At 64.7% G+C, this 18,461-nt stretch carries 18 protein-coding genes; 5 read left to right on the top strand and 13 right to left on the bottom strand.

Features of this window, described 5'->3' with window-relative positions; genetic code table 11:
• Positions 1–19: 19 nt before the first annotated feature.
• Together IEY36_RS27510 and IEY36_RS27505 are read right to left on the bottom strand one after the other, a co-directional pair.
• On the bottom strand, positions 20–688 hold the full coding sequence (locus IEY36_RS27510) for a hypothetical protein (protein WP_188973006.1): 669 nt from the start codon (positions 686–688) through the stop codon (positions 20–22).
• Entirely contained in the window at positions 681–1,847 is a 1,167-nt protein-coding gene (locus tag IEY36_RS27505) for a hypothetical protein (RefSeq protein ID WP_188973004.1), read from the bottom strand. Before IEY36_RS27505 ends, IEY36_RS27510 begins: the two co-directional genes overlap by 8 nt.
• Positions 1,848–2,260: 413 nt before the next feature.
• Here IEY36_RS27505 and IEY36_RS27500 point away from each other — a divergent pair, with 413 nt between their 5' ends.
• From IEY36_RS27500 to IEY36_RS27490, 4 genes are read left to right on the top strand one after another with little or no spacing between them, the layout of a single operon-like run.
• Positions 2,261–2,770: a DUF2924 domain-containing protein gene (locus IEY36_RS27500; RefSeq protein ID WP_188973002.1), complete on the top strand. Its 510-nt coding sequence runs from the start codon at positions 2,261–2,263 to the stop codon at positions 2,768–2,770.
• On the top strand, positions 2,719–3,855 hold the full coding sequence (locus IEY36_RS27495) for a recombinase family protein (RefSeq protein WP_308423205.1): 1,137 nt from the start codon (positions 2,719–2,721) through the stop codon (positions 3,853–3,855). Before IEY36_RS27500 ends, IEY36_RS27495 begins: the two co-directional genes overlap by 52 nt.
• A 9-nt stretch (positions 3,856–3,864) precedes the next feature.
• Positions 3,865–4,122 carry a hypothetical protein gene (locus IEY36_RS31270; RefSeq protein WP_308423204.1) on the top strand — a complete coding sequence of 86 codons (258 nt, stop codon included), beginning with the start codon at positions 3,865–3,867 and terminating at the stop codon, positions 4,120–4,122.
• Positions 4,119–4,508, top strand: a complete 390-nt coding sequence (locus IEY36_RS27490) for a hypothetical protein (RefSeq protein WP_188973000.1) — start codon at positions 4,119–4,121, stop codon at positions 4,506–4,508. Before IEY36_RS31270 ends, IEY36_RS27490 begins: the two co-directional genes overlap by 4 nt.
• Before the next feature lie 239 nt (positions 4,509–4,747).
• Here IEY36_RS27490 and IEY36_RS27485 read toward each other — a convergent pair whose 3' ends face one another.
• The 8 genes from IEY36_RS27485 to IEY36_RS27450 all read right to left on the bottom strand — a co-directional run bounded on the left by IEY36_RS27485 (position 4,748) and on the right by IEY36_RS27450 (position 14,686).
• Positions 4,748–5,518: an SDR family NAD(P)-dependent oxidoreductase gene (locus IEY36_RS27485; RefSeq protein WP_229681623.1), complete on the bottom strand. Its 771-nt coding sequence runs from the start codon at positions 5,516–5,518 to the stop codon at positions 4,748–4,750.
• On the bottom strand, positions 5,515–6,636 hold the full coding sequence (locus tag IEY36_RS27480; RefSeq protein WP_188972998.1) for an ABC transporter ATP-binding protein: 1,122 nt from the start codon (positions 6,634–6,636) through the stop codon (positions 5,515–5,517). Before IEY36_RS27480 ends, IEY36_RS27485 begins: the two co-directional genes overlap by 4 nt.
• 9 nt (positions 6,637–6,645) lie before the next feature.
• Complete coding sequence (locus IEY36_RS27475; protein WP_188972996.1) at positions 6,646–7,512, bottom strand: carbohydrate ABC transporter permease; 867 nt, start codon at positions 7,510–7,512, stop codon at positions 6,646–6,648.
• Positions 7,505–8,479 carry a carbohydrate ABC transporter permease gene (locus IEY36_RS27470; RefSeq protein ID WP_229681622.1) on the bottom strand — a complete coding sequence of 325 codons (975 nt, stop codon included), beginning with the start codon at positions 8,477–8,479 and terminating at the stop codon, positions 7,505–7,507. The genes IEY36_RS27475 and IEY36_RS27470 overlap by 8 nt, the downstream gene beginning before the upstream one ends.
• On the bottom strand, positions 8,451–9,731 hold the full coding sequence (locus IEY36_RS27465; RefSeq protein WP_188972992.1) for an ABC transporter substrate-binding protein: 1,281 nt from the start codon (positions 9,729–9,731) through the stop codon (positions 8,451–8,453). Before IEY36_RS27465 ends, IEY36_RS27470 begins: the two co-directional genes overlap by 29 nt.
• A gap of 408 nt (positions 9,732–10,139) precedes the next feature.
• Positions 10,140–10,364, bottom strand: coding sequence for a hypothetical protein (locus IEY36_RS27460; protein WP_188972990.1), 225 nt, complete (start codon positions 10,362–10,364; stop codon positions 10,140–10,142).
• 425 nt (positions 10,365–10,789) lie between these two features.
• Positions 10,790–11,761 (bottom strand): hypothetical protein, encoded by a 972-nt coding sequence (locus IEY36_RS27455; RefSeq protein WP_188972989.1) that lies wholly within the window; start codon positions 11,759–11,761, stop codon positions 10,790–10,792.
• A 288-nt stretch (positions 11,762–12,049) separates the two neighbouring features.
• On the bottom strand, positions 12,050–14,686 hold the full coding sequence (locus IEY36_RS27450) for an erythromycin esterase family protein (protein ID WP_188972987.1): 2,637 nt from the start codon (positions 14,684–14,686) through the stop codon (positions 12,050–12,052).
• A 254-nt stretch (positions 14,687–14,940) separates the two neighbouring features.
• Between IEY36_RS27450 and IEY36_RS31465 the strand changes: the two genes are divergently transcribed.
• Complete coding sequence (locus IEY36_RS31465; protein ID WP_373290356.1) at positions 14,941–15,156, top strand: alcohol dehydrogenase catalytic domain-containing protein; 216 nt, start codon at positions 14,941–14,943, stop codon at positions 15,154–15,156.
• A gap of 415 nt (positions 15,157–15,571) precedes the next feature.
• Here the strand turns inward: IEY36_RS31465 and IEY36_RS27440 are convergent, their stop codons facing one another.
• The 3 genes from IEY36_RS27440 to IEY36_RS27430 form a co-directional block, all read right to left on the bottom strand.
• The gene (locus IEY36_RS27440; RefSeq protein WP_188972985.1) at positions 15,572–16,105 is read right to left on the bottom strand and encodes a hypothetical protein; all 534 of its coding nucleotides are present in this window, start codon (positions 16,103–16,105) and stop codon (positions 15,572–15,574) included.
• 463 nt (positions 16,106–16,568) lie between these two features.
• The gene (locus tag IEY36_RS27435) at positions 16,569–17,015 is read right to left on the bottom strand and encodes a GNAT family N-acetyltransferase (protein WP_188972983.1); all 447 of its coding nucleotides are present in this window, start codon (positions 17,013–17,015) and stop codon (positions 16,569–16,571) included.
• Positions 17,016–17,224: 209 nt separating this feature from the next.
• The gene (locus tag IEY36_RS27430) at positions 17,225–18,454 is read right to left on the bottom strand and encodes a patatin-like phospholipase family protein (RefSeq protein WP_188972981.1); all 1,230 of its coding nucleotides are present in this window, start codon (positions 18,452–18,454) and stop codon (positions 17,225–17,227) included.
• Between the last annotated feature and the right edge of the window lie 7 nt (positions 18,455–18,461).

Raw genomic sequence — 18,461 nt, 5'->3', positions numbered from 1 at the left:
CGCATGGCCATGATCCGCATCATGCTCCGCCGACTGGCAGCAATGCCCTCAGCATGAATCGGAACTTCCCGGATGGGCTCTTAAGCGCGTCGAGCACTGAGATGGTGAGCGTGTCCGGTGGGACGACGAACTCCCCTGCTGACGATGTACTCGACGTGAGAATTAGGCGCGGCCGGATATGTGGTCGACGCTCTAGCATCGTCTGGACTGACTTGCGTGTAGCTGCGTCCCAGAGACGGCGGGCGAACCACACGGAATGGCGTTGGGGACGCTCTGCGAACCTGGCGCTGCCCAGGTCCCAGCAGAGACCTTCCACGATCTCGGCCGGCGTATGAGAACGGGGAACATCGAGCAGTACTGCAAGGTAGCGGAATGCCTCTGACACATCGACGCGTCGCCGCAGGAGCCGCTCCGGCGGTACGGCCACAAACCCCGCATATCGATCCAGGTAGCCGAGCGCGCTGCCGTCATCGATCGGAAAGACCGAAACGAGTTCTTCTTGCCCATCTGTCTCGACGCCGATGACATCGTCGTACCCGGCGGGCACCAGCAACCCGTGCTCGATGAGGGACGCAGCCGCCATCGGATGCAACTCGACAGCATATCCGGTGATGACGGGCTCCTCCGCCTCCAGCAATGAGCAGAGAAGCGAGACCGTTTCCGCGCCAAGCAAGACGGGCTCAGACATCCTCGAGAGTGCCCCACGCTCGCATATAATATTCGCCGATCAGCCGCTCCTCGGCGGTGCAATCCTTGATGTTGCATCCAGTGCCGGCGGTAACGGTGATGGGCAGTACGCGCGCTCGGCCAGTGCCCAATCGCGGTCTGAAGCGCACAATCAACGTGATGCGCGTGATGAGGTAGTCAGCAAGCCGTGAAGCACCACCGTACAACCTGCGCTCGGCAAGATCCCAGATGGTGCCGGGAGCCTTGCGCATCAGCTCTAGCGTTAACCTCTCATTCTGCGCCGCCAATGGCATAAGGCACATCGATTTCACACGAACGTCCTCAATGTGATGACGTGGCTGAGTGTCAAACCGATGTGGCCTGCGCAAATGCTCGAGACGATACTGCCGGATGGCAACTCGGCCGCCGGGTTGCTGCGTCTCCATCAGGTGCTCTGCGAAAAGGTTCGCCAGTGTGGCCCGATGAATCCCTGTCCTGGCAACCACTTCGATGGCGCCCGTCTCAGGCTCGTAGGTGATGGCGGCCTCGTGCACGGGACGATGCGTTGTGAATGCAATTCGCCCGTCGCGAAAGGAGCGTAGTTCGTTGGGCCGATCCTCAACATACATGGTGGCCTGCACCAGGACGGCATCAGCCATATCGTGACGTCTCCGCCCTCGGTCGCTGATCTCCACCTCGACCTGACCAGTTCCGATCAGTTCAGATGCCGATTGTTGGAACGCCTCCAAATTCGTTGCGTCGCGGTGCACCGTCAGATTGCGGTCGGATACGAACCCATCCCAGTTCCGTCCGCGCCGTCTTTCGTCGGCAAACCGTGCCTCCTCGGCGCGGCGAAAGTCAGAGGGGTTGTTCAGAAACGAGTAGTACGCTCGAGCGGCAGTGCTTGGCTGAAGGTGGAGGGCCGATGGGTCGGACGACGTCGTGTACAGTGCGCCGTCGCCGACCTCGTCCGCCATGGCGGCAACGCGGTCTATGTCGAGACGGAAGCGTTCTGCGGGCACGCCATCGTACTCGTCCACGATGGCGAAGAAGCGTTTTGCGGATGCACCTCCGTCGTCCTGCCACTCGAATTCAGGCGGCAGCATCAGGCACGTCTGCTCAACGTGCTGCTGGAGAAGAGCGATCGGAACACGCCGAACGAACTGCTTGAGGGTCGCCATTATCCCTCCGACTCGGCGGTGAGGATGTTCATGCGAATAGATAGCTAGAAACAAACGGCGTAGCTTCGCAAGCAAAAGGGGATATTGCGCGTAGTAATCGCAGTTCTCGGGGCCTCGATCGGCTGCTTTCTTTTTCGAAGCGTTACTCTAACGCGCGGATTTTGCTGTATCTTTGATCGCCCAGGCGGTTCTCTGCGCGAACCGATGACCCCGACCCCCAAGCGTTCCGCGCCGCTCCACCACCTCCCGCCCCACCTGCGTGAGGTCTGCGACAGCCTCGTCCGCGGCCCGCTGCGGCTGCGTCGCCGCACTGCCGAGGACTTCGACCGCGACCTCGGGGTCGACGGAGAGAGTTCGCTACACTTCTCCGCCCACCAGAGCGTGCATGCGGACCCCTTGGAGAGGGGTTCCGCATGACCCGCCGACAGACCGCCGCTGACGCCATCGAGCCCGTTGCACTGCCGATCACCAGCTTCCCGCGCGACCAGGTGCTTGGCCGCCTCGCCTGGATCCAGACCGCACCGATCGCCGAGCTGAAGGCCGAATGGCGTCGGCTGTATGGCAAGGAACCGCCGCCGTTCAGCCGCAGCTACATCACCAGCCGGTTGGCCTATCGCATCCAGGAACTGGCCTATGACGGGCTGAGGCCGGAGACGCGGGCGCGCCTCGAGGCGCTGGGCGAGCAGCTGGACGGCGGCAACGTCGTGCTGCGTCGGATTCGCACCGACAGCCGGCCGCTGCCCGGCACGCGCCTGATCCGCGAGCATGATGGCGTGCAGCATGTCGTCACCGTGCGCGCCGATGACTTTGAATATGAGGGCCGACCGTATCGGTCGCTCTCGGCCATCGCTCGGCATATCACGGGGACGCGGTGGAATGGCTGGACCTTCTTCGGGCTGCGGCCCACCGGGGGTGCGGGATGAGCCGGAAAAGGCAACCGGCAGAGGCCATCCTGCCCGCCACGGTCAAGAAGCTCCGCTGTGCGGTCTACACCCGCAAATCCACCGACGAGGGGTTGGACCGGGAGTTCAATACCCTGGACGCCCAGCGTGACGCCTGCGAGGCCTACGTGGCCTCCCAGAAGGCCGAGGGGTGGCTCCTGGTCCGGGACCGCTACGACGATGGCGGGTTCTCCGGCGGGTCGCTGGAGCGGCCAGCGCTGCGGCGGCTGCTGGCCGACATCGAGCAGGGCAGGGTCGATGTCATAGTCGTCTACAAGATCGACAGGCTGTCCCGCTCGCTGATGGATTTCGCCAAGTCGGTGGAGACCATGGAGGCGCATGGCGTCACCTTTGTCTCGGTCACGCAGTCGTTCAACACGACCACCAGCATGGGTCGGCTGACGCTGAACATCCTGCTGTCCTTTGCGCAGTTCGAGCGCGAGGTGATCGGGGAGCGCATTCGCGACAAATTCGCCGCTTCCCGTGCGCGGGGCATGTGGATGGGGGGGAGGGTGCCGCTCGGCTACGATGTGGTGGCCAGGAAGCTGGTGGTGAACGAGGACGAAGCCCTGCGCGTGCGGCGCGTGTTCGAGATCTTCGCCGAGACGGGCTCCGGTATCGAGACGGTGGCTCGCCTGCGGGCCGAGGGCGCCACGAGCAAGGCGGGCCGGCCGCTGGATAAGGGCGACGTCTACAAGCTGCTGAACAACCGGACCTATGTCGGCGAGGCCACGCACAAGGGGCAGGTCTATTCCGGCGAGCACCAGGGCATCGTGCCGCGGGAGCTTTGGGACCGGGCCCATGCCATCCTGCAGGTCAGCCCGCGCTCCCGTGCCGCGCAGAACCGGCAGCAGGCACCGGCGCTGCTGAAGGGGCTGATCTTTGGCATCGACGGTCGGGCAATGTCGCCGACGCACGCGGTGAAGAATGGCCGGCGCTATTGCTACTACGTGGCGCAGCGCGTGCTGAAGGCCGACACGGTCGTGGATGACGGTATAGTCCGGCGCGTATCGGCGGCGCAGATCGAAGTTGCAGTGATCAGCCAGGTCCGTGCCCTTCTCCGCTAGCCCGAGATCGTGGTCGGGACCTGGCTCGCAGCGCGGCAAGAGGCACCAGACCTGACGGAGCGTGAGGTTCGCGACGCCCTCTATCGGCTTGATCCTCTCTGGCACGAACTGTTCCCCGCCGAGCAGGCGCAGATCGTGCGGGCGCTGGTGGAGCGGGTGGTGGTCGGGCCTGCCGGCGCAGACATTCGCCTTCGCGTCGAGGGGCTGGCCGGCCTCGTTCGGGATCTCGGCGCCACCGCGCCCGAAACGCTGAGCGCCGCCGCATGACTGCCGCGACCAGGATCACGGTTCGGGTTCCGCTGTCGATCCGGCGTCCGCCGGGGTGGAAGACGGTGGTCACGCCAATCTGCGACGACTGCAATGGCGCCATCACGACTCGCGCCGAACCGGCGCTGATGAAGGCGTTGGCTCGCGCTTTCCGATACCAACGGCTGCTGGATGAGGGCCGGTATGCCTCAATCACGGAGATGGCAGAGGCGGAGAAGGTCGAGCGCGGCTACCTCGGAACGCTGCTACGCTTAACGCTGCTGGCGCCGGACATTGTGGAATCAATTATGGACGGTCGGCAGCCTAAGCGCGTGGATCTACCGTGGCTCTTGGACCCGTTCCCGCTGGGATGGGCCGGGCAACGGCATGCGATCGCGCCTCGTTGAGCCTCAGCCGCCTGCAGTAGCAACTGACCACAAGAAGCGGGTAGCGGCCGCTCCTTGTCGATCTTGAGACGGCAGCTTGCTTCCGATGATAACTCGATCCGGCGCCTCAATAGGTGCCGGTCTTTACCGGCTGGGGCGCCAGAAGGGATTGCTGGTGCTGATCACGCGACAGCATCGAACTGACCATGCTCGTCAATAGCGGATTCAGCCTCCTCATGTGAGCGGCAACACCATCCAATTTAGCGTGAGCCGCCGCTCACAACGATACATTGCTTCGTCACCATCGCGCTGTCATCGGCCGCGAGGAACAACCCCATCCGCGCAATGTCCTCGGGTTCGATCGCATCCGGCAGGCATTGACGCGCGCGGCCGGCGGCGATCCGCGCTTCATCCTGGTACCACAGCCGGCGCTGCCGCTCCGTGATGACCATGGCGGGCGCGATGGCGTTCACCCGGATGCGGTCCGGCCCCACCTGCCGTGCCAGCGAGTTCGTGAAGCCGACGATCGCTGCCTTCGCCGCGGTATAGGCCGGCAATTCCGCCACGCCATTCATCCAGGCGCAGGACGACATGTTGATGATCGACCCGCCACCACGGTCGCGCATCTGCGGCACCACCGCCTGCGCGGCAAAGAAGACATGGCGCAGATTGACCGCCATCGTCAGGTCGAACTCGTCAGGCGTGACCGCTTCGAAGGCCTGGCGCTGATCATTGGCCGCGTTGTTCACCAGCACCGCGGCGGGGCCGAGCACGCCGAGCACCTCGGCGAACGCCTCCCGCAAGGCGGCGATGTCGGTCAGGTCGCAGCGCAGGAAGAGCGGGCGCGCGCCATGCTCGCGCGCGATCGAGTCAGCCAGGGCCGTGCTGGCGGCCTCATCGATGTCGAGGAAGGCGACGCGCGCGCCATTCGCGGCGAAGCCGCGCGTGAAGGCCTCGCCGATGCCGCTGCCGCCACCGGTGATGATGACCGTCCGCCCTTCCAGGCTGGCGTAGCGTGTGAAGCCGATCATGCGATGAGGCGCTCCGTCGCGGGGTCGAACAGGCACAGCTTGCGCGCATCCACCGCGAAGCGCGCATTACCGCCCACCGGCAGGCGCACGTCCGGCGAGACGCGGCCCAGCAGCTGTTCCCCGCCCAGGCGCATCAGCACGATGGTCTCGGCCCCGGTCGGCTCGGTCATCTCGACCGGCGCCTCGACGGCGATGGACCCGCGTTCATCGGCGCCGAAGCGGCGATCTTCCTCGGCGATGCATTCGGGGCGGATGCCCAGCACCACTGCGCGGTCCTTGAAGGCGCCGGCGCCGGCCTCGGCCTCGCGCGATAGCGGCAACTGGATCGCATCCGGCCGTCCCGCGCCGATCACCGCGGCAAGCCCATCACCTGCGCTGACCACGCGGGCAGAGACGCAGTTCATCGGCGGCGCACCCATGAAGCGGGCGACGAACAGGTTGGCGGGGCGGTTGTAGATCGTCTCCGGATCGGCGAATTGCTGCACCTCGCCCTGATGCATCACCGCGATACGCGTTGCCATCGTCATCGCCTCGATCTGGTCGTGGGTGACATAGACGATGGTGGCGCCGATGCGTCGATGGAGTTGCTTGATCTCCAGCCGCATCTCGACGCGCAGCTTGGCGTCCAGATTGGACAGCGGTTCGTCGAACAGGAACAGCGTGGGGTCGCGCACCAGCGCGCGGCCCATCGCCACGCGCTGGCGCTGCCCGCCCGACAATTGCGACGGCTTGCGATGGAGCAGCTGGTCGATCTGCAACAGGCGGGAGACACGCTCCACCGCCTCATCCTGCGCGCGTTTCGGCACGTTGCGGCATTCCATGCCGAAGGTGATGTTCTGCCGCACCGTCATGGTCGGGTACAGCGCGTAGGACTGGAACACCATGGCGATGTCGCGGTCCTTCGGCTCGACATCATTCACCAGGCGGCTGCCGATCTCGACGGTGCCTTCGCCGGGCGCCTCCAGCCCGGCGATGATGTTCAGCAAGGTGGATTTGCCGCAGCCCGAGGGGCCGACCAGGACAAGGAACTCGCCGCTATCCACCTCAAGGTCGATGCCTTTCAGCACCTCCTGCGCGCCGAATCGCTTGCGGACACCGGCGATGCGCAGTGCCGACATGAATGCCCCCTATTTCACGGCGCCGGCCGTCAGGCCGCGCAGGAAGTATTTTCCGCCGAACAGATAGACCAGCAGTGTCGGCAGCGCGGCGATCAGCACCGCCGCCGATTGCACGCCGTATTGCGGTGCTTCGGCCACCGAGACGGACAATGCGATCAGCGCGGCCGTCACCGGCTGCTGCGCCCCGGTGGTGAAGGTCACGCCATACAGGAACTCGTTCCAGATATGCGTGAACTGCCAGATCACCGTGACGATCAGGATCGGCGGCGACAGCGGCAATACGATGCGCCAGAAGATGCGGAAGTATCCTGCGCCATCGATCTTCGCCGCCTTCAGCAGATCGGGCGGGATGGCGACGTAGTAGTTGCGGCAGAACAGCGTGGTGAAGCTGATCCCCTGGATCACATGGATGAACACCAGCGCGGTGATGGTGTTGCTCAGCCCCAGGTCGCGCAGCACCAGCGTCCAGGGCACCAGCTTCATCTGTTCCGGCAGGAACACGCCGAGCGTGATGATGCCGAACACCCAATTGTCGCCGCGGAAGCGCCACAGCGCGATGGAGTATCCGTTCAAGGCGCCGATCAGAGTGGAGATGATGGTGGCCGGTACCACCATCATGATCGAGTTCAACATGAAGGGCGAAATGCCCTCGCAGCGCTGGGCGATGCAGTAGGTGCCCCAGGCTTTCCCGAAATTGGACAGTGCCAGTTCGCGCGGCCAGCCGACCACCGAGGTGCTGCCGATATCCTGTTCCGTACGCACCGAATTCAGCACCGTGACCAGCAGCGGCACCAGGTAGAAGGCCGCGAAGAGGATCAGCACCGCATAGATCACCCAGCGGCTGAGCGGCGCCTGTCGGCGGATGGCCTCAGCCATGGCGGGCGTTCCTCCGCTTGCGCCATTGGACGAAGGCGAAATAGGGCAGCAGCACCGCCAGCAGATACAGCAGCATCAGCACCGCCGCGGCTGAACCGCGCCCGAGCAAGCCGCGCTGGAACATCAGGTCGTACACCACCAGGGATGGCAGTTGCGTGGCGATGCCGGGGCCGCCGCCGGTCAGTGCGCGCACCAGGTCGAAGGTCTTGATGGTGTATTGCAGCAGGATCACCATGACGGCGATGAAGATCGGCCAGATCGCCGGCAGCACCACGCGGCGATAGATGCGCCATGGCCCGGCACCGTCGATCTGCGCCGCCTTGTACAGATCCGCATCGACCGAACGGATGCCTGCCAGGAACAGCGCCATCGCGAAGCCCGAGGCCTGCCAGGCGCCCGCGATGACGATGGTGTAGATCGCCATGTCGCGGTCGACCACCCAGTCGAAGCGGAACGCTTCCCACCCCAGGCCGCGTACGAGTTTCTGGATGCCGATGGATGGATTCAACAGCCAGGACCATACCGTGCCGGTGACGACGAAGGACACCGCCATCGGATACAGATAGATGGTTCGGAGCACATTCTCCGCCCGGATGCGCTGGTCGAGCAACACCGCGAGCGTCAGGCCGATCGCTGTCGTCAGCACCACGAAGCCAGTGCCGAAGATCAGCAGGTTCTCCGTCGCGATGGTCCAGTTCCGCGAGGCCAGCACTGAATTGTAGTTGCGCAGCCCGACGAAGTCGTTCTCCGGGATAAGCGTCGATGAGGTGAAGGAGATCCACGTCGTGTAGCCGGTGAATCCGATGATGTGGACGACACTGACAAGCAGCGGCGGCCACAGCACCAGATGCACCAGCCATGGTGCCAGCATCGCGCGCCAGGACCGGCGTGGGGCGGCTATGGTCGCCCTCGCGGCCGGCGCGGCCTGGCCGTCCACCTCAGCGCGCCGCTTCCACGGCGTCGGCAAGGCGCGTGACCGCCTGCTCCGGCCGAACCGACTTGTTGTGCACGAACTCGGTCAGCACATCGATCATCGCCGCCGTCATGGCGTTGGGCTGCGCCATATTGTGCGCGAGGCTGAGCAGCGACTGGTTGACCCGCACGGATGCCGCAAGCGATGCCGCGGTCTCCCGCTGGCCGGCCGACCAGCCCGCGCCCGACAGATTCATATCCGTCCGCACCGGGATGGAACCCGTGGTCTGGGAATAGGTCTGCTGGACCTCCTTGCTCATGACCAGCCGCGCCATCAGCATCTGGCCGGCCTGGAAATCCGGTTCGCGGCGGCGCCAGAAGATGAAGGCGTCGGCGTTCAACAGGAAGGCGGGCGTGCCGTTGTCCACCGGTGCCTGGCCGATCAGGTAGTCGTCATCCGAGAAACCCGCGTGACGGATGACGCCCTGCGCCCAGCCGCCCTGGATCAGCAGACCCATCTCCCCGCGAATGAAGCGCGGCAGGAAGGTCGAGTAATGCTGGCCGGACGCCGCCGGGTCCATCCATTCGGACATCATGCGCAACTGCCGGAAGGCGGCGAGCACCGCCGGACCGCGCAGCGCGCGGTCATCGAGTTCCATGATGGCGCGACGATACGTGGCCGGGTCGATGCCGACGAGCGCGGTCTCGAATTTCTGCCCGTCATCCGGCCGCTGGCCGCCATTGGCGACCGGGGTGATCCCGGCCTCCTTCATCTTCGCGGCCAGCGCGTTGTATTCCGCCCAGGTCTTCGGCAGGGCGGTCGCGCCGACCTTCTCCATCGCCTTCTTCGAAGCGAACAGCGTGTTGGTGCGATAGATCTGCAGCGGCAGCGCGATCCAACGCCCCTGCGGCTTGTGTAGCCGCGCGAGGTCGGGTGCGACGACCTGCTCATACCCGGCCTCAGCCACCGCGGCGGTCAGGTCCACGGTGGGGGCGATGCGTGACCAGGCCGCGATCTCCGGGCCCTTCAGTTGCGACGCAGCCGGCGGGTTGCCGCCCAGGATGTCGGCGCGCAGCTTGTTCATCATCTCGGTGGTGAAGCCGGGCACCGGGTTGTGCTCCCAGGTGCCGCCGGCCGCCGTGAACGCCTCGCCGAGCTTGGTGATGGCGGCGCCGTCGCTGCCCGCGCTCCATTGCGAGATGACGGTGATGCGGGGCCGCACGGCCTGCGCCCGCGCAAGCGATGGTGCGGCGACGAGGCAGGCGGATGCGGCGAGCAACCCCCGCCGGCGGATTTCGGTACCCATTGTTTCCTCCTTGCGCGGTGCGTTTGCCGCGCCCGACCACTTTGCCGCCGGTGATTCCAGCGATTACTGCGAAGCATGCACTCAGATTCTTTGCGGAAGCAAACCTCACCCGCGGCAAGCTCGCACCCTCCACGCGCGCCTAGCGAGCGGGACTTTCAACTAAGCCCATATAGGCTTGGCAGTATCCGTTTCTGGACGCACCGGCACCAGCGCGGAGTGATTGCATGGCCGCCTGCAGCCTCGACACGGGGTAGTGAGAGGCTCCTCAGCAGCGGTCACATCGGCATCCGCCGCCGCTGTCTCCAAGACACGAACGCCGTGGGTGGCGGGTTCGGCGACTTCGGAGGTCGCTGGCGCGATTGGCATTCATATTCGGGCCGTCAAACTGTCCGACGGATGGGGACCACCTCACTGTTTCGTCGGGAAGCCGCCGTCCCAGGTTGCCGCGCGAACATTCTGGTCCTGGCGCTGCGGCCGGTCTCTCACAGCACCGCCCGATCGCACATGCACCACCTCAACGGACCTGCTTCCCGGCGTGCCGGCGCGTCGGGGGATGGTCAGCGTCTCACGCCGGTCAGCGGACGCGGGCTTGTCGTCCTTGAAGCGGGCGAAGACGTGGTCTTTGTCGTCCATGTCGATCCGGTCTCTGAAATACCTGCGGCGATGCTGCAATTCGTTGATTGTAAGGTTGGGGGCGGATCAACAGTTTGCATTAATTAAGCATTGCGGGGCGATCGGGTTACTGAAATCTGAAGATGAACTCGAGAGAAAGCCACCTAATATCAATCGCTTAAGCTTGAGGGTAAAATCAGCCTACCCTCAAGGTTCGGAGACTCTCCGCTCTCTCCAGGGCAAAATTGGCTGACGTTGCGCCATCGAACCATCAAGGTCCGCGCGCAAACCCCGGCCAAACCTGCGCCTCAGCGCGGCGCCCTGACCAGGAGAGACAGGTTGTGAGAGAGAAGATTGGAGCAGCGGTGGGAACCGGGAACCAACATTCTCTGGGTGCCGGGACCGGGTGAGGCTTTCACGTCATGCCCAAACTGTTCCCCACGAGATCATTGTTCCTCCTCCCAGGGCTTCCGGAAGCTCCCGCTCGTAACGGGGTCGATGCGGTCCGCCTGCGCGAGGGCCCATTCGGCCCAAGCATCCAAGTCGACTGACAGCATTGGTTCGGCGATGCCCTCATTGGCGATCCGAACCTGCGCAACATAGCGCCGGATCGTCTCAGCCTTCTGAAGTGCCTCGACTTCGCCGAGGAGTCGGTCGACACGCCTGCGTTCCAGTTCCGCGATGCGTTCGCGCTCGCGGCGCACGGCCTCCTCACGTTCCTTGCGGCGCTGCTCGATCAGCTGGGCTCGCCGCTCGATACGCCATGCATGTTGACGTAGGACGCCTTCGCGGTGCTGCTCCTCGCCCTTCAGGACGATCGCGACCGCGATCTCACTCAATTGACTCTCGAGCCGCTGCTCACCGTCTTCCCAGATGCGTCCATCGGGTCTGCCGTTGTCCCCCGGATCGAGCGCGATACGGATGTGCTCAACCGAGGCCGTCTTCATCTCGGCGCCTTTGCCGATGCGTCTCTTGGTCTCGATGACGGTGACACGGACGCGCACGCTTTGGTCCCCGACGCGGACCATGAAGTCGTTGATGACGCCGTCGTAGGGTTCGCCGCCCGACGTTTCCGCGCGGCAGCCACATGAGGAGGTCGCCAGGAAGAGGGCCGAGATCATTCGTAGTCTGCGCCGCTGGATCACACTCTCGTATCGCGGGGCGTACCATGATGACAGAGAGCCGTACTGCTGGGCCTTCTCCAGGCGCGCTTCGTCATACTTGAGTATCCGCGAGACGACCGGGGGTGGGCGATCGAATCCCTTTGGAACGCTGACCCGGCGGATGGTCTGCTCGATCGAGCGCCTAACGTCCTCGAGTGCTTCCTCGAACGTCGGCTCAGGCGGGATCTGGCCGAGGATCTCGTCCTCGGATAGCTGCGGCCAGTAGTGGCGCCAGTACGGATTGCCGCCGATCACCACCCTGTCCCGAAGACCAGGCGGCCTCTTCGGAAGCGCAGTCCTGATGACGGACTTCCCGTGCGTCTTACGGGCCCAATAGCCGCGAGGTGGCACCGGGACATCCACTCGAGCGCAGGTCTTAGCAATGGCTACTCCGGAGATCCCAATCTCTGGTGCCAGCTTCGTCAGTGGCTGCTACCAAACGAGATCAAAAAGCTCCTGCCGAGTGAATTCCTTGGGCATAGCCCCTCGATGTCAAGGCGGAGTTGCCCGGTCGGCCCACTTTGCGGAGTGACGGGCGGCGAGTCAGAAGCCGAAGGGAAAGGTTTCGTCCTCACCGCCGGAGGTCTCAGTCGGCAGAGGGATCACGGCGGTCGTTTCATCGAACCAGACGAAGGCATCGTACTGGTCTGGCAGGCTCGCGTGGGAGTAATGGCTCCACCGTTCGGTTTCGGGCCGATAGATGACGCCGATGTACCGCTCCAGCCGTTGCGCGGACAATGCCTCCCGCACAGCGTCATTCCTGCCGGCGCGCAGATCGATCAGGAAGCGTTCCTGCCCTACCTGGTGACACAGCGCCTCGTAGCTGTCCGGCCGTGACGGGCGCACCGCCTTGACCTCCATCGGCGCATCCCAGTCGGATGCGGCGGCGACGGTGCCCGAATGGGTGCCGAAGCCGATCAGCGCGGCATCGCGGCCATAGGCCTGACGACAGAGCTGGCCAAGGTTCAACTCACCGCGCTCGGCCCCCATATCCGTCGCCCGGGCGTCGCCGATATGCGAGTTGTGTGCCCAAACCACTGCCTTGCTGTCAGGGCCGGACCAGTCCAGCAGACGCTTCAGCGTGTCGAACATGTGGCTGTCGCGCAGGTTCCACGAGTGATGCGCGCCATAATACATGAACCGGTAATAGCGCTCGGCATCGACGATCAGCCGGGCATTCTGCGCGGCATCGAAGAAGCGATCCCCATCGTAACGGACGTATTCCAGTTCCTTGTGCAGCATGTCCATTAGGATCCGCACGACGGATTCCTCGCACATGGCATAGCCCTGTGTCAGCGCCTCGCGACCATAGGCCGCGGGTTCGCGCGACCAGGGTTCAAGACAGCCATAACGCCTGCGTGCGGCGGCGGCAGCCGCCGGATCGACCTTGTCGAGATAGCCCAGCACCGACGCGATGGAGCCGGTCATGTTGTAGAGATCGAGCCCGTAGAACCCGGCACGTTCTGCTGGTGGCCTGTTGGCGTTGTGCTGCCGGAGGAAGGCGACGAAGGCGTCCACATCCTTGTTGCGCCACATCCAGGTCGGAAAACGGCTAAACGGTGGGGTGCGCGTCGGCTGATACGGCAGATGGCGCACATGGCGGTCTATGGCGGCGGCATCCGGCCAGTCGGCTTCCGCCGCGACGATCCTGAAGCCATGACGCTCGATCAGTCGGCGGGTGATGGCGGCGCGGGCGCGGTAGAATTCGGATGTGCCGTGCGAGGCTTCGCCGAGCAGCACCACGCGAGCATCAGCGAAGCGATCGAAGGCCGCGGCAAAATCGGCATCTTCCAGCGCTGGAAGCAGGACGGTCGCCGCGCGCAACGTCTCCACAGGCGCCGGCGCGGATGCGGCGGGCGGCGCAGGCCTGTCCACCTCGGGTTCGAGGTAGTGCTGGAACCACGCACCCGCAAGCTCCGTCATCTGCTCCAGCGTGCCGGGCTCCTCAAACAGATGCCCAGCCCCGGGTACGATCCTCAGCAACTTCTCGCAGGTGAGCGACGCCAGCGCCTTGCGGTTGAGGGTGATGACCTGGTCGTCATCGCCACCGACGATCAGCAGCGTCGGCGCGCGGACCTGCGCCAGCCGCGGGCCGGCCAAGTCGGGCCGGCCGCCGCGCGAGACCACCGCGGCAACACGCTCCTGCATCTCGGCCGCCGCGAGAAGTGCTGCCCCCGCACCGGTGCTGGCGCCGAAGAGACCGAGCGGCAGGTCGGCGATATCCGGCTCCGAGGCGATCCACAGCGCCGTCTCGGCAAGCCGTTCGGCCAGCAGCGGAATGTCGAAGACGTTGCGCCTGTCGCGGGCCTCGTCGGGCGTCAACAGATCCATGAGGAGCGTCGCGAAACCTTGCCCGTTCAGGCTCTCGGCAACGGCGCGGTTGCGCGGCGACAACCGGCTTGAGCCGCTACCATGGGCAAACAGCACGATCCCGCGCGGGTCCATCGGCAGCGTCAGATCGCCGGCAAGGTCATGCGGCGGGATCGACACGACGCGCGTTCCGGTCGCGGCGGATGTCTCCTCCGCGTTCCAGCTTTGGCGCAGGAGACCGATCGTTTCCTGGTCAGTGAGTTGGTGGAAGTCGGCGTAGAATGCGCCGACGCCGCGAAAAGCCTGGCTCGGGTTCAGGCAGACGACGTCGTCCGCGTGGGCCGCGATTTCGGCAAGCGTATCCTCCGGCGCGACCGGCACGGCGACCACGATTCGCGCGGCACCCTGCCGCCTGATGGCGGACAGGGCGGATTTCATGGTGGCCCCGGTCGCCAAGCCGTCATCAACGAGGATCACTGTACGCCCAGCGGGATCGATGCGCGCGCGCTTGCCGAGATAGAGTGCCCGGCGGCGCTCAAGCTCGGCCAGCTCACGGGCGCGGGCGCGCTCAATATAGGCGTCGTCAACTCCTGAAGCCTGCCGGATGCTCTCGTTCAGGATGGTCTGGGGCACCGTGCCTTCGACGACGGCGCCAAGCGCGAGTTCGGGATTGAACGGAGCGCCGATCTTGCGAACCATCACAAGATCAAGCGGGGCCTTCAGGCGCCGCGAAATCTCGAGCGCGACTGGCACACCGCCGCGCGGCAGCGCATAGATCACCGGCCGGTCCAGCGCCATGGCCGCCAGCTTGATCGCCAGCTGCTGCCCGGCCTGGGCCCTGTCCGTGAATGTCGTCTCACCGCCACCCATAGGATCATAATATCCTGGCCAGGCCTCAGCACTTTGATCTTGAACAAGGAGCAAGCGGGATCGACCTGCGTCTGATCGGCGCATGGTCGAGGTGTGACCGGTGCCAGCGGAGGGGAATCCGTGTGATTGCCATGGCCATCAGCGATACGGTGGGTTGTCTGGATCTGGTGGAACGGGAGGTGCCGTCACCCGGGGCGCAGGAGGTTCTCGGCCGGGTCCGCGCCTGCGGCGTCTGACGGACCGACCTGCATGTAGTGGACCGCGACTTGCCCGGGGTCCGTCCCGGGCTGATCCCAGGCCACGAGATCGTCGGCACCATCGAGCGCCTGGGCGCGGATGTGACCGGACTGAGCATCGGTCAGCGTGTCGGCGTGCCGTGGCTCGGCAGCACTTGCGGTACTTGCCCCCTTTTTCCGGACGGGGGCCGAGAACCTTTGCGATGCGCCAGGCTTCACGGGCTACACGCGTGATGGCGGATATGCGGAGTTCGCTGTCGCCGACAGCCGCTACTGCTTCCCCCTGCCGGAAGGCTACGGCGATGCCGAGGCCGCGCCGCTGCTCTGCGCGGGCCTTATCGGACACTGCAGCCTGCGCATCGCGGGCGACGGCGAAAGGTTGGGACTCTATGGCTTCGGAGCGGCCGTGGTCTGCCCCCTGAAAAGTGGTCCTCCCTGAAGTAGGCTTTTTGCCTGATGGAGGATGCTGAATGTCGCAGAAGAAGCATAAGCCTGAGGAGATTGTCGCGAAGCTGCGGCAAGTGGATGTTCTGGTTTCGCAGGGGCGTTCTGTGTCGGAAGCGGTGTCCCCCGAAGGCGCCGAGTTGATCATCTCGGCGCTCGGGGCGGCGCTCCGCCCAATCGAAGCGTCTGCGCCCGGACGGAGCATTCACGGCTGGATCGCAGCCAAGCCGGCAAATGCCTGGACGGCATTCCTCACCCGCGGCGGCTGGGACAGGCGCGAGATCGTCTGATCCGGCCCCAGCGTGAAGATGTCCTGCGGCAAAGCCGCTTCTGCAGCGGCGCGATCCCCTGCATTCAGTGCCACCGCTGCGTCGCGAAGGCCCGCAGCGACCTGTCCATTGGGGGCATTCGGAGCAATGCCTAATGCCGTGCGACCTTCCTGCCGCGCCAGTTGCAGCGACGTCAGACTGACACCTGGGGCCGCCTGATAACGTGGGTTGGTTGGCATGGCATCGGCCAAGTACTCAATGTCAGCAATCGCGTTCGCGGCGGCAGCCGGCTGGTTGGCGCGCGGGTGTGTGAAGAATGCGCTGGCGTCGATGATCGCGCTGCGTATCGGGTCTTCGGTTACGCTGCTCGCAGAGAGCGGCGCGACGCTGCCGCTGACCGCGCCGGAGCCAGCGTCGGGCGCGCATGCGGCCAATGCCAGGCCGACAAAGGCGATTGAGAGAAGGCGCATGGAAAGGTCTCCTTGATCTGCGGCGTGTTTGCTATGGCTCCCGAACGGCAACTTGGGCTTCGCAACGTGGACGCGTTGCTTGTCCTCTCTCGGTCGTCGAACAGCGCTTCGACTTTCGCGAGATCACTCACGAGGATCGGACTACGCATCGACGAGACTGACGTTAGCGAAGCGCCTCATCGCGGGTCGCCCGGCCCACCGGTTAGGGGCGGTCCTGCCGAGGCGCAGGCGGACTGGCTGAAGTCCATGGAGTCTGGTGTCCAGGCGCGGACTGGAAGCCACCCAGTTGCTACCAACGAACCCCACACCTAGACGTCGTTGGAGGAGAACCACAACTTCCGGAAGGGGTCCTCGCAACCGCCAGAGACTTCAGTCCAGCTCTCAACGAAGATCGCCCCCCGGGCAGGTCGAGCCGCTAGATCGTTCTGGAGGGCGATACCCGTCACGCTGCGCAAGGTGCCGCTCAGCCCCCGTTTGCCATTATCTCCAGGGCATCAGCGGTCAGGACCCAACGATCCCAGTCATGGTCGGGAGTAGCTCCTATCCCTCGATAGAAGCCTTGCGCGGGACTGTTGTCCTTGAGCACGAACCAGCAGATTTTATCGTGGCCGGTCTCTTGGGCGTGGAGCGCCATGCGCTGCATAAGGCGCCGGCCGATACGCCCGCCGCGCACCTGGGGATCCACAAACAGCCACTTCATCATCAACAACGGACGCAGGTTGTGCATGAATGGTATCTCGTAATGGACAGCCATCCCTGCGAGAGCGCCGCCGCCCCGATCGGCCACATAAGCGCCGAATCCTGGTTTCTTGCCAAAGCCGTGTGCGAGCAGGTGGGCCTCAGTGAGCTGAAAGTCGGTGCCGCGCTCAAAGTTCACAATGCTGCGCATGAGACGCAGAAGTTCGGGCACGTCGCCCCGTGCCATGGGACGAATACCGATCGATTCCCTAACGTGGTCCAAGTACCGTGTCCTTGTTGCATGAGGCCTCGTGCCCCGGAATGTCGCGTACACCAGCTGGCCGGGCCAGCGAACCCGCGCACTGCCCGTAGTATTGTTTACCTCCTGGCACGCTGGCAGCACGGCCACCAACCCTCGTCGCCGGTCAGGGCGCGCTGTGGTCAGATCGCCGGCCGATGCTGCCAAGGATAGCCATCCCGCGCCTTCGCGTACCCGTAAGCGAAGAGAGAGCGCATATACGCAGGGCGAAATGGCTCAACTTCAGGCTCTGTGAAGTCTTCACCGATATCCGCGAGATGAAAGGCGATCCCGTCGCGTTGCGCCGCTTGATAGATGCGGTAGATGTCATTTCCGCCGGCAGCATTTAGCAGTGTCGAGATGCCACGCATGGCAATGTCGAACGCGCGGCGCGGCACGGTGTGGCCCGCGATGCTGGATCGCCCATTGCGCACGACATAGGCGGAAATCTGGGCTGGCGACAGACCCTGGCGGATCCGCTCAGCCCGTACTGACCCGATGGCCGATGGGTAGAGAAATGCTTGCGCATAGGCACCACCATCGACATGCATCTCTTGATGCGGCTGCCCGTCCACCGTGACGTCAATAAGTACCGGCGGAAAGAGCCCCGGTACCGCGGTCGAGGCGAGGATGACCCTGCGCGTGAGGTCGAGCGACCTCGGGTGGCCACTGGCCGCGATGGCGCCGAGATTCCATGCGACTGGCCGAGGAGCATCCAGATCTGTCGTGGCGACAACCAACTGCCGGCCATTCAGGTAGCCCTCGGCAATTTCCGCCAGCAGTCCTTCGTCGAGGTGCTGCGAAATGGTGCGGGCGAGTGGCGCGCTGTCAGCCAGGGCATCTTCCGTGAGAGCGGCAAGCATGCTGCGTTCGGTTAGGATGTCCTCTGCCCGTATCCCGTTGAAGATGGCGCTGAGTTGCGGGTCGCGACGGCGACCGTCGAATACGAGGGGAGCAATCAGCGCGCCCGTGCTAACGCCGGTGACGACACTGAACTCGGGGCGTGTTCCATGGGCCGACCAACCACAAGCGAGGCCGGCGCCGAACGCGCCATTCTCGGCGCCTCCCGAGAAGGCGATCACCGACGAGGGCGGCAGCAGCTCCTGCGGCTTCAGGCGGAGCCGTTGACGGGTACGCAGGCCCGACAGGTTGAACTCCGCGATGATTCGCGGGAGATCCGCCAGGTCGGTGATCGAAAAGCGCTCGTTTGAGAGTCCGAGCACGGATGTATGGCGAGTCTGGTCGCGCGGAACAGGGTCGCCTCGCCTCGGTGCAGCACAGCCCGCCACCATGCCGGCGCCACCCAGCACAACGGCTCGCCTGCCAACACCGAAGTCCGCATGAGCTGGAAGCCGCATGGTCATCGTCTCCATGTTTGAT

Source organism: Neoroseomonas lacus, from assembly GCF_014644535.1.
Classification (GTDB): domain Bacteria; phylum Pseudomonadota; class Alphaproteobacteria; order Acetobacterales; family Acetobacteraceae; genus Neoroseomonas; species Neoroseomonas lacus.
The sequence above is the reverse complement of the archived record's forward strand: the minus strand, read 5'-3'. Positions and strand labels throughout refer to the sequence as shown.

Coding starts and splice junctions, on each gene's coding strand:
- IEY36_RS27510 (WP_188973006.1), bottom strand. CDS start 688: ATGTCTGAGCCCGTCTTGCTTGGCGCGGAAACGGTCTCGCTTCTCTGC.
- IEY36_RS27505 (WP_188973004.1), bottom strand. CDS start 1,847: ATGGCGACCCTCAAGCAGTTCGTTCGGCGTGTTCCGATCGCTCTTCTC.
- IEY36_RS27500 (WP_188973002.1), top strand. CDS start 2,261: ATGACCCGCCGACAGACCGCCGCTGACGCCATCGAGCCCGTTGCACTG.
- IEY36_RS27490 (WP_188973000.1), top strand. CDS start 4,119: ATGACTGCCGCGACCAGGATCACGGTTCGGGTTCCGCTGTCGATCCGG.
- IEY36_RS27485 (WP_229681623.1), bottom strand. CDS start 5,518: ATGATCGGCTTCACACGCTACGCCAGCCTGGAAGGGCGGACGGTCATC.
- IEY36_RS27480 (WP_188972998.1), bottom strand. CDS start 6,636: ATGTCGGCACTGCGCATCGCCGGTGTCCGCAAGCGATTCGGCGCGCAG.
- IEY36_RS27475 (WP_188972996.1), bottom strand. CDS start 7,512: ATGGCTGAGGCCATCCGCCGACAGGCGCCGCTCAGCCGCTGGGTGATC.
- IEY36_RS27465 (WP_188972992.1), bottom strand. CDS start 9,731: ATGGGTACCGAAATCCGCCGGCGGGGGTTGCTCGCCGCATCCGCCTGC.
- IEY36_RS27460 (WP_188972990.1), bottom strand. CDS start 10,364: ATGGACGACAAAGACCACGTCTTCGCCCGCTTCAAGGACGACAAGCCC.
- IEY36_RS27450 (WP_188972987.1), bottom strand. CDS start 14,686: ATGGGTGGCGGTGAGACGACATTCACGGACAGGGCCCAGGCCGGGCAG.
- IEY36_RS27440 (WP_188972985.1), bottom strand. CDS start 16,105: ATGCGCCTTCTCTCAATCGCCTTTGTCGGCCTGGCATTGGCCGCATGC.
- IEY36_RS27430 (WP_188972981.1), bottom strand. CDS start 18,454: ATGGAGACGATGACCATGCGGCTTCCAGCTCATGCGGACTTCGGTGTT.